This is a genomic window from Faecalicatena contorta, assembly GCF_003149105.1.
Taxonomy (GTDB): Bacteria; Bacillota; Clostridia; order Lachnospirales; family Lachnospiraceae; genus Muricomes; species Muricomes contortus_C.
The window spans coordinates 250,197-265,025 of record NZ_QGDS01000001.1; the positions used below are offsets into that span (position 1 = coordinate 250,197).

The window sequence follows — 14,829 nt, forward strand, 5'->3', positions numbered from 1 at the left end:
GAAACATCCATAGGCTTTAAAATACAAAGCCTACCTTATTGAACATTAGTAGTTCAATAAGTATAAGTTGCATAAGCAGGGAGGGATAAAATGAGTAGTGTTGAATCACAAGTCATCAGAACTGAATATTCTGAAATCATGAAGAAGTCGTACATTGATTATGCCATGAGCGTTATCATTGCCAGAGCACTGCCTGATGTAAGAGATGGTTTGAAGCCGGTGCAGAGAAGAACTTTGTACGACATGTATGAACTGGGAATCCGGTATGACAAACCATATAGAAAATGTGCACGTATTGTGGGAGATACAATGGGTAAGTATCATCCTCACGGTGACAGCTCCATATATGAGTCTCTGGTGGTAATGGCCCAGGAATTCAAAAAAGGAATGATCTTGGTGGATGGTCACGGTAATTTCGGCTCCATAGAGGGAGACGGTGCAGCCGCCATGCGTTATACGGAAGCAAGGCTTACAAAGTTTACCCAGGAAGCATATCTGGCAGACCTGGATAAAAACATTGTGGATTTTGGACCGAACTTTGATGAGACGGAGAAAGAGCCTCTTGTTTTGCCTGTACGTGTTCCAAACCTCTTAATAAATGGAGCAGAGGGAATCGCTGTAGGTATGGCCACCAGTATTCCGACCCATAATCTGTGTGAAGTGATTGATGCCGTGAAGGCTTACATGAAGAATGACGAAATCAGTACAAAGCAGTTGATGAGGTATGTCAAAGGCCCGGATTTTCCTACAGGCGGTATTGTAGTCAATAAGGATGAATTGCTGAACATTTATGAAAACGGACAGGGGAAAATCAAAATCCGGGGAAAAGTGGAGGTTGAGGAATTAAAAGGCGGCAAAAACCAGCTTGTCATAACCGAGATTCCTTATACAATGATAGGAAGCGGCATCGGGAAGTTCTTAAATGACGTTTATGGCCTTGTAGAATCCAAGAAAACGGGCGATATTGTAGATATTTCTAATCAGTCCTCTAAAGACGGCATCCGGATTGTGCTGGAGCTGAAAAAGGGAGCAGATGTAGAGAATCTGAAAAATATGCTTTATAAAAAAACCCGTCTTGAGGATACTTTCGGGGTGAATATGCTGGCAGTCGCGGAAGGCCGGCCGGAAACATTGGGACTTAAAGCAATCATTGAGCATCATGTAGACTTCCAGTTTGAACTGATGACCAGAAAGTATACCACACTGCTGCGAAAAGAGCAGGAGAAAAAGGAAGTACAGGAAGGTTTGATAAAAGCCTGTGATGTTATAGATTTGATTATAGAAATACTCAGAGGAAGTAAATCTGTAAAAGATGCAAGAGCCTGCCTTGTCAATGGTATCACAGAAAATATTACTTTTAAGTCTAGTATATCCAAGAAAATGGCGGCACTCCTTAGATTTACGGAAAGACAGGCCACGGCGATTCTTGAGATGCGCCTGTATAGGCTGATTGGACTGGAAATTGAAGCTTTACAGAGAGAACATGAGGAAACGCTGAAACATATTGCCCGTTATGAAGATGTCCTGAATCATTATGACTCTATGGCTGACTTAATTATAGAAGAATTAGATTCCTATAAAAAAGAATATGGGCGGAAACGCCGTACCATGATTGAAAATGCGGAAGAGGCAGTATTTGAGGAAAAGAAGATTGAGGAGCAGGAAGTCGTCTTTTTAATGGACAGGTTTGGCTATGCAAAAACCATTGACGTGGCTGTATATGAGAGAAATAAAGAAGCTGCCGACAGTGAAAACAAATATGTGATTCACTGTATGAATACCGGGAAAGTTTGTATTTTCACAGACAAAGGGAAAATGCATCAGGCCAAGGTACTGGATTTGCCTTATGGAAAGTTCCGGGATAAAGGTATTCCCATTGACAATATTACGAATTATTCCAGCAGCGAGGAACAGATTGTTTTGATGTGCGATGCGGAACAGATGCGTTTTGCAAAATTACTTTTTACTACGAAGCAGGGTATGATTAAAAAAGTAGAGGGTACGGAATTCCAGGTGTCAAAACGTACTATAGCAGCTACAAAGCTCCAGGAGGAAGATGGACTTATTAGTGTGAATGTGGTAACAGAGAACCAGAACATAGTACTTCAGACCAAAGGCGGATATTTCCTGAGGTTTCCGGCGGAAGAAGTGCCTGAGAAGAAAAAAGGAGCCGTCGGTGTGAGAGGAATCAAGCTTCAGAAAAAAGATGAAATAGAGCAGGTATATCTCTTTGAAGAGGGGACAGAGACAAAAATAACTTATGGGGAAAAAGAGGTGTATTTGAATCGGCTGAAACAGTCACGGAGAGATACCATGGGAACAAAGAACCGGAGTTAGGGAAAAATTCCTTGATTTTCCTTGATTTTCTTAAAGAATGGTGCTATACTTGCTGTAGTTATATAAGGAACCTGGCGGAAGAGTGAACGAAAGTTCACTCTTCTTTATTGCCGGGGATGCGGCAAAACAGTCTCATGAATGGTTTTTCACTGGTAGGTTTCTTTTAACCATATTTATAAAAAGTGCAGAGAAAGGAAGTTTAGCGTGTCAAGAAGAGAACAGTATGAACAGCAGACAGAGGAGCTTTTGGAACCTATCGTCAAAGGGTTTGGATTTGAGCTGGTAGATGTGGAGTATGTGAAGGAAGTAGGAACATGGTATTTGCGGGCCTACATTGATAAGCCGGGAGGAATTACCGTAGATGACTGCGAGGCGGTCAGCAGGAAGTTTTCGGATATTCTGGATGAGAAGGATTATATCGAAGATACTTATATTTTTGAGGTGAGTTCTCCGGGACTGGGCAGACAGCTGAAAAAGGAGAAGGATTTTAAGCGGAGCCTGGGAGAAGAAGTGGAGGTACGGACCTACAGAGCCATTGACAGACAGAAGGAGTTTTTAGGAATATTAAAAGACTATGATAAAGATACTGTGACGATAGAGTATGAGGATGGGTCTGCACAGGTTTTTGAGAAAGGTGACATAGCGCTGATCCGTTTAGCTTTGGACTTTTAATTTAGGAGGAAATAATAATGAATACAGAACTATTAGAAGCATTGAATATTCTTGAACAGGAAAAGAACATCAGTAAAGAAACGATGTTAGACGCAATCGAGAATTCCCTCATCAGTGCATGTAAGAACCATTTTGGAACGTCAGAGAATATCAAAGTAATTATGGACCGGGAAACCTGTGATTATGCAGTATATGCTGAAAAAGAAGTTGTTGAAGAGGTATTTGACCCGGCTTTGGAAATCAGCCTGGAGGATGCGGAGCAGATTGATTCTGCACTTCAGATTGGGGATGTGGCACAGATTCCAATTGAATCAAAGTCTTTTGGCAGAATCGCAACACAGAACGCAAAGAACCTGATTCTTCAGAAAATCAGAGAAGAAGAGAGAAAAGTTGTTTATGACCAGTATTTTGAAAAAGAAAAAGATATTGTAACTGGAATTGTGCAGCGATATGTAGGACGGAACATCAGCATTAATCTGGGAAGAGCCGATGCAATGCTGACGGAGAACGAGCAGGTAAAGGGGGAAGTATTCCATCCCACGGAAAGAATTAAACTTTATGTTGTGGAAGTGAAAAATACACCGAAAGGGCCTAAGATTTTAGTATCCCGGACACATCCGGAACTTGTGAAGCGCTTGTTTGAAGCCGAAGTAGCGGAAGTAAAGGACGGTACGGTTGAGATTAAGAGTATTGCCCGTGAAGCTGGTTCCCGTACGAAGATGGCTGTCTGGTCTAATGAGGAAAATGTAGACCCGGTAGGTGCCTGTGTAGGAATGAATGGTACCAGGGTTAATGCAGTAGTTAATGAATTGCGGGGAGAAAAAATTGATATCATCAACTGGAGCGACAACCCGGCGTTGTTGATAGAAAATGCATTAAGTCCTGCAAAAGTAATTTCTGTAATGGCAGATCCGGATGAGAAAGCGGCAAGTGTTATAGTGCCGGATTACCAGCTTTCACTGGCTATTGGAAAGGAAGGACAAAATGCAAGGCTTGCTGCGCGTCTGACTGGATATAAGATTGATATTAAGAGTGAGACTCAAGCCATTGAATCAGGAGAGCTTCCGGAAGACTATATGGAACAAATGGGTATGGAAGAAGCGGGATATGGAGAGAACTATGAAGAGGGGTACGATGAGCAGTATCCGCAGGAATATGAAGAAACGCCTGCTGATACAGCCTACGATGAAATAGAGTTTATCGAGACCGAGAATGAATAACCCTTTATGTGAGGTGAAATAATTGAGCAATAGAAAGATACCTATGCGCAAATGCGTCGGCTGCGGTGAAATGAAGCCGAAAAAAGAGATGATACGCGTTCTGCGGACGGCAGAAGAGGAATTTGTACTGGATGCCACTGGAAAAAAGAACGGACGGGGAGCTTATATGTGCTGCTCCAGAGAATGTTTTGACAGGGCAGTGAAAAGTAAGGGGCTGGAGCGTTCCTTTAAACAGTCTATTCCTGCGGATGTATATGAGCGTCTGGAAAAGGAGATGAGTGAGATTGATCCAAGATAGAGTGTTATCTCTGATAGGGCTTGCCACAAAGGCAGGAAAGACAGTGAGCGGCGAGTTCATGACGGAAAGCGAAACAAAGTCAGGAAAAGCGGTGCTTGTAATCGTTGCAGGTGATGCTTCGGACAACACAAAAAAGAAGTTTCGCGATATGTGTGAATTTTATAAGGTTCCAATTTATATTTACGGAGATAAAGACACCTTAGGGCATGCAATAGGGAAGGAATTCCGTGCATCTCTGGCGATATTGGACGAAGGATTTGCAAAAGGAATTCGGAAACAAATAGAAGCAAAAGACAATACAATTGCATAAGGGAGGTAGTTTTAATATGGCAAAAATGAGAGTACATGAACTGGCTAAGGAGCTGGGGATGGAAAATAAAGAATTGATGGATGTATTGGCAAAGAAGAATGTGGAAATTAAAAGCCACATGAGTTCTTTGGATAATGAAGTGGTGGAAGAAATGAGAAAGAAAACCGGAGGCAGCTCTGCTGCATCTGAAGAAAGGAATACCGGTGCAGAAAGACCGGCAGAGGAGTCAGCACCTAAAAAGAAAAATATCGTACAGGTGTTCCGTCCCCAGAATACGAAAAGCGGTGGCCGTGTGCAGAGCGGACAGCGACCGGGGGGAAACCGTGAAGGGCAGCGTCCGGCTGGAAATATGCAGGGTCAGCAGAGACCCGGGGGGAACAGACCGACAGGACAGGGACAGCGTACAGGAGGTGCTGTGTCTCCACATAATCAGGCAGGAGATGCATCTTCCCAGCGTCAGCCAGGAACCGGATCCTCACAGCGTCAGCAGGGATATGGGTCCTCATCACAGCGCCAGCAGGGATATGGATCACAACAGCGTCCGGCAGGACAGGGACAGCAGCGTCCTTATGGAAACAGACCGGCAGGACAGGGACAGCAGCGTACAGGAGGGCAGAATTTTGCATCTCAGGGCGGGCAAAGAACACCAGGCTCTTCTCAGGATACGAGACAGGGCGGCGGACGTTTCCAGGGACAGAGGAATCCAAATGCACAGAATCAGAGGACCGGTGAAGGCGGACAGAATCCACGTTTTAACAATAACCGTGGACCAAGACCAGCTGGCGGACAGGAAAGAAGTTTCGGAAGAAGCCAGGATCGGCCCCAGGATAGAAACTTTGGCGGACAGGGCGGCAGAAATGCAGCAAATAACCAGCGCGGTACTGCTGGAGTAGTGCGCGGACAGGAGCGCCGGGACGGCAGAAGAGAAGATAGAGATGCAATTCCCACACCATTGGTAGAGCAGCAGAAGACACAGAGGAATAAAGCAAAAGAAAAAGAGAAAGACTACAAGAAGAAAGAATATAGAGACAACGAATTTGCCGGCAAGGGTAAAAAGGGCAAAAAACAGAAGCCAGCGGCGGAAGTGGTAAAACCGCAGCAAAAACAGATGGAGAAGAAAGAAGAAATCAAACAGATCATTCTTCCGGAAGTGCTTACAATTAAAGAGCTTGCTGATAAAATGAAGATTGTGCCATCTGTCATTGTAAAGAAACTGTTCCTTCAGGGGAAAATCGTTACAGTGAATCAGGAAGTTGATTATGAGACAGCAGAAGAAATTGCAATGGAATTTGATGTTTTATGTGAGAAGGAAGAAGTGGTGGATGTCATTGAAGAACTTCTCAAAGAGGAGCAAGAAGACGAAAGCACAATGGTAAAACGTCCTCCGGTAGTATGTGTTATGGGGCATGTTGACCATGGTAAAACTTCACTTCTGGATGCAATCCGTCATACAAATGTAATCGGCCGTGAGGCAGGCGGAATCACACAGCACATCGGTGCTTACGTGGTGGAAGCAAATGGAGAGGAAATCACATTCCTGGATACGCCTGGACACGAGGCTTTTACTGCAATGCGTATGCGCGGTGCGAGCTCAACAGATATCGCCATCCTGGTTGTAGCTGCCGATGACGGCGTGATGCCTCAGACTGTGGAAGCAATCAACCATGCAAAGGCTGCCGGAATTGAAATTATTGTGGCAATCAACAAGATTGATAAGCCGAGTGCAAATATTGACAGGGTAAAACAAGAACTGGCAGAATATGAACTGATTCCAGAGGATTGGGGCGGAAGCACTATTTTCGTGCCTGTATCAGCTCATACAAGAGACGGAATCAAGGATCTGCTGGAAATGATTCTTCTGACAGCAGAAGTAATGGAACTCAAAGCAAATGCAGACCGTTCCGCGAGAGGTCTTGTGATTGAAGCAGAGCTTGACAAAGGAAAAGGATCTGTGGCAACTGTTCTTGTGCAGAAGGGAACCCTTCGTGTAGGAGATGCTATTGCAGCGGGCTCCGCTCATGGTAAAGTAAGAGCCATGATGGATGATAAAGGACGCCGTGTCAAAGAGGCAGGACCGTCTCAGCCAGTGGAAATTCTGGGATTGAATGATGTACCAAATGCAGGTGAAGTATTCGTAGGATGTGAAACTGAGAAGGAAGCAAGAAGCTTTGCAGAAACATTTATCTCACAGAATAAAGTGAAGCTGCTGGATGATACCAAAGCGAAGATGTCACTGGATGATTTGTTTAATCAGATTAAAGAGGGTAATTTAAAAGAGCTGAACATTATAGTAAAAGCAGATGTTCAGGGTTCTGTGGAGGCATTGAAGCAGAGTCTGCTGAAGCTTTCCAATGAAGAGGTTGTCATTAAAATTATCCACGGCGGTGTTGGTGCAATCAATGAATCAGACGTCAGCCTGGCATCCGCTTCTAACGCAATTATCATTGGTTTCAATGTAAGACCTGATGCAACTTCAAAAGAAATTGCAGACCGGGAAGGTGTAGATTTGAGATTGTACAGAGTTATTTACAGTGCAATTGAAGATGTAGAAGCAGCCATGAAGGGTATGCTGGATCCTATCTTTGAAGAGAAGGTTCTGGGCCATGCAGAAGTGCGTCAGACATTTAAGGCATCTGGTATAGGAACGATTGCCGGATCTTATGTACAGGATGGTATCTTTGAGAGAGGATGCTCTGTGCGTCTGACAAGAGACGGAATTGTTATCTTCGACGGACCTCTTGCATCACTCAAGCGTTTTAAAGATGATGTGAAGGAAGTAAGAACCGGATATGAGTGCGGTTTTGTCTTTGAAAACTTTAATGATATCAAGGAAGGCGATCTGGTAGAAGCATACAAGATGGTTGAGATAGAAAGAAAATAGAACCGCAGGCATGACAGCGGTGATATAAAGGAGCGATTTTTATGAGAAAAAACAGTATTAAGAATACAAGAATCAACACAGAGGTCCAGCGTGAATTGAGCAACATTCTGCGCGGAGGAATCAAAGACCCGCGTGTTGCTCCTATGACTTCTGTCGTAGCTGTAGAGGTGGCTCCCGACCTGAAGACATGTAAGGCATATATCAGTGTTCTGGGAGATAAGAAGGCACAGGAGGACACAATCAAGGGACTTCAGAGTGCAGAAGGCTATATCAGGCACGAACTGGCAAGAACAATTAATATGAGAAACACCCCTGAAATCAAATTTATTATGGACCAGTCTATTGAGTACGGGGTGAATATGAGTAAAAAAATTGATGAGTTGACCCGAGATTTGAAAGATGAGGCAGAATAATATGAGTATACAATTATCTGATGTCCTGCAGGGGAAGAAGACCGTAGCACTGGGCGGGCATATCCGCCCGGACGGGGATTGTGTAGGCTCAAGCCTGGGGCTGTATATTTACTTGAAAGAACAGTATCCGGAAGTGGAGACAGATGTGTATCTGGAAGAAATTCCAGAATCTTATCAGATGATTCATGGAACAGATGCGGTAAAGCACAATATACCTGAAGGCAGACAGTATGATTTATTTATCTGTCTGGACTGCGGAGATGAGATGCGCCTTGGTTTTTCGGAGCCTTTATTCCAGGCTGCGAAAGAGACATTTTGTATTGATCATCATGTGAGCAATCGTGCATTTGCGGATAAGAATTATATTGTTCCAGATGCAAGCTCAACTTCAGAGCTGGTATACAGGATGCTGGATAAGGAGAAAATCAGTCTCTACACAGCAGAAGCCCTGTACATGGGAATTATACATGATACAGGAGTGTTTCAGTACTCCTGCACTTCTCCGGAGACGATGGAGGCAGCAGCGGAGCTTCTGCGTAAAGGGGTAGATGGCAATAAGATTATTGATAAAACATATTATGAAAAAACATATATACAGAATCAGATTTTGGGAAGAGCATTGCTTGAAAGTATTTTGATTTTAGATAAGAAATGCATCGTATCGTCTGTCAGTAAAAGTGAGATGGAGTTTTACGAGGCAAAACCAAGTGATTTGGAAGGCATTGTGAGCCAGCTTAGACTGACTCAGGGAATAGAAGTTGCTATGTTTATGTATGAACTGGAAACCCGGCAGTTTAAAGTCAGCCTGCGTTCTCAGGGAAAAGTAGATGTAAGTACAATAGCACAGTTTTTTGGAGGAGGCGGGCATAAAAGAGCTGCCGGATTTACAATGAAGGGTACCAGCCACGATGTGATTAACAATGTAGGTGCCCGGATTGTACTCCAGCTTGACCGGAAAGACAATTTATGATAAATGGAATTATCAATGTATACAAAGAAAAAGGATATACCTCCCATGATGTAGTGGCCCGGCTCAGGGGAATTTTAGGGCAGAAGAAAATAGGGCACACCGGAACGCTGGACCCTGATGCAGAAGGGGTTCTCCCGATATGTCTTGGGAGAGCAACAAAATTGTGTGATATGCTGACTGATAAGGACAAAACTTACGAGACTGTCCTTTTGTTTGGAAAGACAACAGATACTCAGGACATTTCTGGAAAAGTACTGGAGGATAAAGACACTTCTTTCCTGACAGAAAGCAATGTAAGAGAATGTATAGAGGGGTATGTTGGGGAATATAAGCAGCTTCCGCCGATGTATTCTGCTCTGAAGGTAAATGGCAGGAAATTATATGAGCTTGCAAGGGAAGGAATCGAAATAGAGCGGAAGAGAAGGATAGTTCAAATTTTTGACATCAAAATCCAAACTATAAAACTTCCCAGGGTATCTATGAAAGTAAAGTGTTCTAAGGGTACATATATCCGCACCTTGTGCCATGATATTGGACAAGACCTTGAAACAGGGGCATGTATGGAAACATTGCTGAGGACATCGGTGGGCCGTTTCGAGGTTAAGGACAGTCTTAAGCTGGAACAAATAGAAGAATTGAAAAAAGCAGGAAAACTTTCAGAGGTTATAATTCCCATTGATGCTATGTTTTCGGGGCTTCCGGCAGTTACAGTGGCAGATGCACATGCAGCTTATGCCTACAATGGAAATCCTCTCCGCCTGGAGTATATGACGGAAGGGCCGGCCATTGCTGAGGATAAAAGAGTCAGAGTATATAACGAAGAGGGAAAGTTCATAGGCATTTATCATTATCTTACTGAAAAAAAAGAGTACAGGCTTGAAAAAATGTTTTTTCTTCCTTAAAAATAGCGAGGATAAATATGCAGTATTATACAGACATCAATTCCTATCAGGGATTGGAAAAAACGGCGGTAACACTGGGAAAGTTTGACAGCCTTCACAGAGGGCATCAAAGGCTGGTTAAAAGTATACAGTCTTATGCGCAAAAAAAGAATGTAAAAAGTGTTGTATTTGCTTTTGACATAAATAAGGAAACTCTGCTGACCAATCAGGAACGGAGAAATCACCTGGAAACTCAGGTTGACTGCATGATACAATGCCCTTTTACAAAGGAAATCCGGGAGATGGAGGCAGAAGCATTCATTGAAAAAGTTCTCGTAGAGAAGCTTCATGCTTCTTATATTGTCGTGGGAACTGATTTTCATTTCGGGCACAGGAAGCGCGGAAATGTAGAGATGCTGGCACGATATGCCGAAAAGTACCACTATCAATTGGACGTACTTAATAAGGAATTGTATCAGGGCAGGGAAATCAGCAGCACATATGTAAGAGCCGCACTTGCAGAGGGCGATGTGGAGCTTGCAAATCTGCTTCTGGGATATCCTTATCATATGTCAGGTGTGGTGGAGCATGGAAAGCGCTTAGGGCGTACTCTGGGATTCCCTACCATGAATATCATACCGGCGGACAGGAAAATTGTGCCTCGATATGGAGTTTATACCTGTAAAATATGGATAGAGGGAGAAGTATTTACGGGAATCGGCAATGTGGGAATGAGGCCCACAGTGACAGAGGAGAAGCGGGTGCTGCTGGAGGTATTTGTATTTGAATATGATGGAGACGCCTATGGAAAGAATATCACAGTCGAATTCTGTGCTTTTGAGCGCCCGGAGAAAAAGTTTGACTCTATAGAAGAGATGAAACGACAGGTAGATTTGGATATTGCTTTTGGAAAGGCATATTTTCAAGAATGATGCAGGTGGTTTGTTTTTATCGCCGATACAATTAAGAAAAAGGAAAAATACCGCTTATTCGATAATAAGTGGTATTTTTGCGTTTTAATGAATTTCTTCCGAGATTTATTGACAGAGGATAAGAGCGGACGTATAATAAAACTGTTTACAAAGAAACAGTTTATTGGTAAACAAATTGGGGGACGAAAAAAATGGCACGGGAAATTAATGAATTAAAAGAACAATTTGCTCTTACATTTTTTCAGGTAAGGCAAGTACTGGCAATTTTTCATACGGGTGTAAATACACAGATGAAGCAATATGATGTGAATTCAGCAGAGTTAGCATTAATGAAAATGATCAAGGAAAACACAGCAGATTCGAAAAAGAACGCAACCAGCCATGATATTCAAAATTGTCTGTGCATTTCCAAGGGAGCAGTTTCAAAAATGCTTGGGGCTCTGGAGCAGAAGGGCTATCTTAATCGGGAGGTGAACCTGCAAAACCGCCGGACATTGATTATCACCCTGACAGAAGCAGGACAAAAGATTTTAGAAAAACTGGAAGGCTTACTAAACGAGATACTTATAGAGCTGATTCAGCAAATGGGTATTGAGAATGCCGAACAGTTTATCCTTAGTATGAACAAATTTGCCACTGCCACAAAGGAGGTTTTAGAAGAGAAACAACCCGGTATAGGAGACTACAAATGTAAATAAGGAAAGAGAATATTATGCTAAAACTAACTGAAATACGAAAATCGTATAACACATTTAATTTTACTCAGACAGCCCTTGATGGAGTTTCGGTGTCGTTCCGAAATAATGAATTTGCGGCCATCCTGGGCCCTTCAGGTTCCGGTAAAACAACGATGCTGAACATTATCGGAGGCCTGGATCATTATGACTCGGGAGACTTGGAGATTGATGGAATATCTACGAAGAAATACAAATCTGGAGATTGGGATACTTATCGAAATAACAGGATCGGCTTTGTTTTTCAAAGTTATAACCTGATTCCTCATCAGTCGATTCTGGCCAATGTTGAACTGGCACTTACGCTTAGTGGTGTCTCACCGGCAGAGCGTAAGGAAAGAGCTACGAAAGCCCTGGCAGAAGTAGGGCTTGGAGAACATATCAGAAAACTGCCAAACCAATTAAGCGGAGGTCAAATGCAGCGTGTAGCAATCGCCAGAGCACTAATCAATGACCCGGAGATTTTATTGGCAGATGAGCCTACTGGTGCCCTTGATACTAAGACCAGTAAGCAGGTTATGGAGTTGCTGACCCAGATTGCCAAAGACAGATTGGTCATCATGGTAACGCATAACCCGGAGCTGGCAGACCAATATGCTAACCGTATCATCCGGCTGAAAGATGGACAAATTGTATCCGACACGAATCCCCTTGATCCTGAGAAAGAAGAACAGCATCCGGGGGCTGCACCAAGAAAGGTAAGCATGTCCTTGTTTACTGCTGTATCGTTATCTCTTAGCAATCTGATGACAAAGAAGGGGCGCACTTTTGTGGTTTCACTGGCAGGATCCATTGGAATTATCGGGATTGCGGCAATTCTCGCCCTGGCTAGTGGCATCAATGCATATATCAAGGATATTGAGGAAGAGACCATGAGTATTTATCCGCTCACCATTCAGGAGTCCGGGATTGATTATGGCAGTCTGTTTGCCAGTATGGGAGTGTCTTCCGAAGCATCAGAGAAGGATAAAGAAGAGGGAGATACGAAGAGTGATGGGGCAGAGAAGGTCAAGGAAAGAAAGATTGTGGAAGGCCTCTTTCAAAGCCAGAACAAAAATGACCTGAAATCTTTAAAAGCTTATATAGATAAGAACGAAAAGAAAATTAACCCCTATGTAAAAACAATCCAATATGTATATGATGTGACTCCACAGATTTATCTGGCAGATACGGCAAATGGGGCCGACCAGGTAAGTCCTGATTCCCTTCTTAGCAGCTATGGAATTGGAGCCGGCAGTGCGATGACTTCTATTTTTGGTTCCGGCAGCAACTCAGGGATGAATGTCTTTCACGAGCTGCCTGGAAAGAGTGAAATTTATGACTATCAGTATGAGATTAAGGCAGGCCGCTGGCCCGAGAGCTATGATGAAACAGTACTTGTGCTGATGCCGGATGGAAGTATTTCTGATTATGTACTTTATGCTATGGGACTCAGAGACCGCACAGAGCTAAAAGATATGCTGAAAGCAATGATAAGCAATCCAGAAGTTGAGGCTACACTTGAAAATGAAGATATTAGTCCTTCATATAAAGATATGCTGGGAGCAAAGTTTAAGGTTATCAGTGCAGCCAAACGCTATGAATACGATGACGGCTACAAGGTCTGGGTAGATAAATCAGACAATCAAGAGTACATGAAATCACTCGTGGAACAGGGATTGGATTTAAAAGTTGTCGGAGTAGTCCAGGGGGATCCAGATGCAGCGGCAACCTCTCTTTCTCCGGGAATCAACTATACCCCGGAGCTGATTCAGTATCTTATGGAAGATGCAGCAAAAGAAGATATTGTGAAACAACAGTTGGAAAATCCAGAGGTCAATGTTTTGACCGGAAAGTCTTTTGCAGAAGAGAAAGAGGAAAATGCGCAGTCAGACTTTGAGTTTACGGATTTAATTACAATTGACGAAGAGGCAATTAAAAATGCGTTTGGAGTAGATAGTTCGAAAATAAATCTCGACTTATCAGGCCTGGGTAATTTATCCATAAATACAGATGGAGTCGAGATGCCGGAGATGAATTTGGAGGATATAACCCAATCACTTGCCGGACAGATAAACATTCCCCAGGAGCAGCTTACTGGAATTATGAACGGTGTCATGCAAAGTTTTCTGGCGGAGCAGATAGCCCAAGGGGTTACTGATCCGACACTGATTGTGGCAAATCTACAGGAATATTTAAACCGCGCAGATGTGCAGGAATCCATCGGTGCACAGCTAGGCCAGGTGATTGGTGAATCACAGATTGATGTACAAATTAACGATGCGGTACAAATGTATGTGTCAACAGCCCTGGAAAGTTATATGACGCAGCTCATAACATCTCTGCAGACACAGCTGCAGACGCAGATTCAGAGCCAAATACAAGGCGTTATGGCACAATTGCCGCAGCAGATGCAAAATGCCTTTAGTATTGATCAGAACGCTTTTATTAAGGCATTCCAAATCAACATGTCAGAAAATGAAATTATGGAGCTGATGACAACAATGATGAGCCGGGAGGACAGCTCCTATGAAGCAAACCTGACGGCATTAGGATATTCAACACCAGATAATCCATCACAGATTAATCTTTATCCAAAGGACTTTAATGCCAAAGCGGAAGTGGAGGCTTTCCTGAAAGACTATAATAATCAGATGGAAGACGCAGGAAAAGAAGATAAAGTGATTAACTATACAGATTTGGTGGGGACGATGATGTCGTCTGTAACAGACATTGTTGATACCATCAGTTATGCCTTGATAGCATTTGTAGCAATCTCGCTGATTGTGTCTTCCATTATGATTGGGGTAATTACCTATATCTCCGTTCTGGAGCGGAAAAAAGAAATTGGTATCCTGCGCGCTATAGGTGCCAGTAAAAGAGATGTCAGGAGAGTATTTAATGCGGAGACCTTGATTATCGGTTTTGTAGCCGGTCTTCTTGGGGTTTTAGTCACCTATATGGTCAGCATTGTTGCAAATATTATTGTTTACAACAAGCTTGGCATTGAAAACATTGCGCAGCTGCCGATAAATGCTGCCATTATCCTGATTGGAATCAGTATGCTGCTGGCATTTATTTCTGGTCTGTTCCCATCATCGGCAGCGGCACGTAAAGATCCGGTGGAAGCACTGCGGAGTGAATAATGTAACATTCCCCATAACTGCTGAATATATTTAATAGTAATTAAGATTAAAAGGGA

12 protein-coding genes are annotated in these 14,829 nt (G+C 43.1%); all 12 read left to right on the forward strand.

Annotation, left to right across the window (positions count from 1 at the left end; translation table 11 throughout):
- The first annotated feature begins 90 nt into the window (after positions 1–90).
- The 12 genes from A8805_RS01250 to A8805_RS01305 all read left to right on the forward strand — a co-directional run bounded on the left by A8805_RS01250 (position 91) and on the right by A8805_RS01305 (position 14,773).
- On the forward strand, positions 91–2,337 hold the full coding sequence (locus tag A8805_RS01250; protein ID WP_109708386.1) for a DNA gyrase/topoisomerase IV subunit A: 2,247 nt from the start codon (positions 91–93) through the stop codon (positions 2,335–2,337).
- A gap of 204 nt (positions 2,338–2,541) precedes the next feature.
- A complete protein-coding gene (rimP, locus tag A8805_RS01255) occupies positions 2,542–3,009 on the forward strand; it encodes a ribosome maturation factor RimP (protein ID WP_109708387.1) in 468 nt (155 codons plus the stop codon).
- A gap of 17 nt (positions 3,010–3,026) precedes the next feature.
- On the forward strand, positions 3,027–4,229 hold the full coding sequence (gene nusA / locus A8805_RS01260; protein ID WP_109708388.1) for a transcription termination factor NusA: 1,203 nt from the start codon (positions 3,027–3,029) through the stop codon (positions 4,227–4,229).
- Positions 4,230–4,272: 43 nt separating this feature from the next.
- Positions 4,273–4,527: an RNase P modulator RnpM gene (gene rnpM / locus A8805_RS01265; RefSeq protein WP_181392721.1), complete on the forward strand. Its 255-nt coding sequence runs from the start codon at positions 4,273–4,275 to the stop codon at positions 4,525–4,527.
- Positions 4,514–4,837: a L7Ae/L30e/S12e/Gadd45 family ribosomal protein gene (locus tag A8805_RS01270; RefSeq protein WP_109708390.1), complete on the forward strand. Its 324-nt coding sequence runs from the start codon at positions 4,514–4,516 to the stop codon at positions 4,835–4,837. The genes rnpM and A8805_RS01270 overlap by 14 nt, the downstream gene beginning before the upstream one ends.
- Positions 4,838–4,853: 16 nt before the next feature.
- Positions 4,854–7,718, forward strand: a complete 2,865-nt coding sequence (gene infB / locus A8805_RS01275; RefSeq protein ID WP_109708391.1) for a translation initiation factor IF-2 — start codon at positions 4,854–4,856, stop codon at positions 7,716–7,718.
- A 41-nt stretch (positions 7,719–7,759) separates the two neighbouring features.
- Positions 7,760–8,131: a 30S ribosome-binding factor RbfA gene (gene rbfA, locus A8805_RS01280; protein ID WP_109708392.1), complete on the forward strand. Its 372-nt coding sequence runs from the start codon at positions 7,760–7,762 to the stop codon at positions 8,129–8,131.
- A 1-nt stretch (position 8,132) separates the two neighbouring features.
- Positions 8,133–9,101, forward strand: a complete 969-nt coding sequence (locus tag A8805_RS01285) for a DHH family phosphoesterase (protein WP_109708393.1) — start codon at positions 8,133–8,135, stop codon at positions 9,099–9,101.
- A complete protein-coding gene (gene truB / locus A8805_RS01290; RefSeq protein WP_109708394.1) occupies positions 9,098–10,003 on the forward strand; it encodes a tRNA pseudouridine(55) synthase TruB in 906 nt (301 codons plus the stop codon). The genes A8805_RS01285 and truB overlap by 4 nt, the downstream gene beginning before the upstream one ends.
- A gap of 17 nt (positions 10,004–10,020) precedes the next feature.
- A complete protein-coding gene (locus A8805_RS01295; RefSeq protein WP_109708395.1) occupies positions 10,021–10,914 on the forward strand; it encodes a bifunctional riboflavin kinase/FAD synthetase in 894 nt (297 codons plus the stop codon).
- Positions 10,915–11,105: 191 nt separating this feature from the next.
- Positions 11,106–11,612 (forward strand): MarR family winged helix-turn-helix transcriptional regulator, encoded by a 507-nt coding sequence (locus tag A8805_RS01300; RefSeq protein WP_109708396.1) that lies wholly within the window; start codon positions 11,106–11,108, stop codon positions 11,610–11,612.
- A 14-nt stretch (positions 11,613–11,626) separates the two neighbouring features.
- Positions 11,627–14,773: an ABC transporter ATP-binding protein/permease gene (locus tag A8805_RS01305; RefSeq protein WP_109708397.1), complete on the forward strand. Its 3,147-nt coding sequence runs from the start codon at positions 11,627–11,629 to the stop codon at positions 14,771–14,773.
- Positions 14,774–14,829 lie beyond the last annotated feature (56 nt).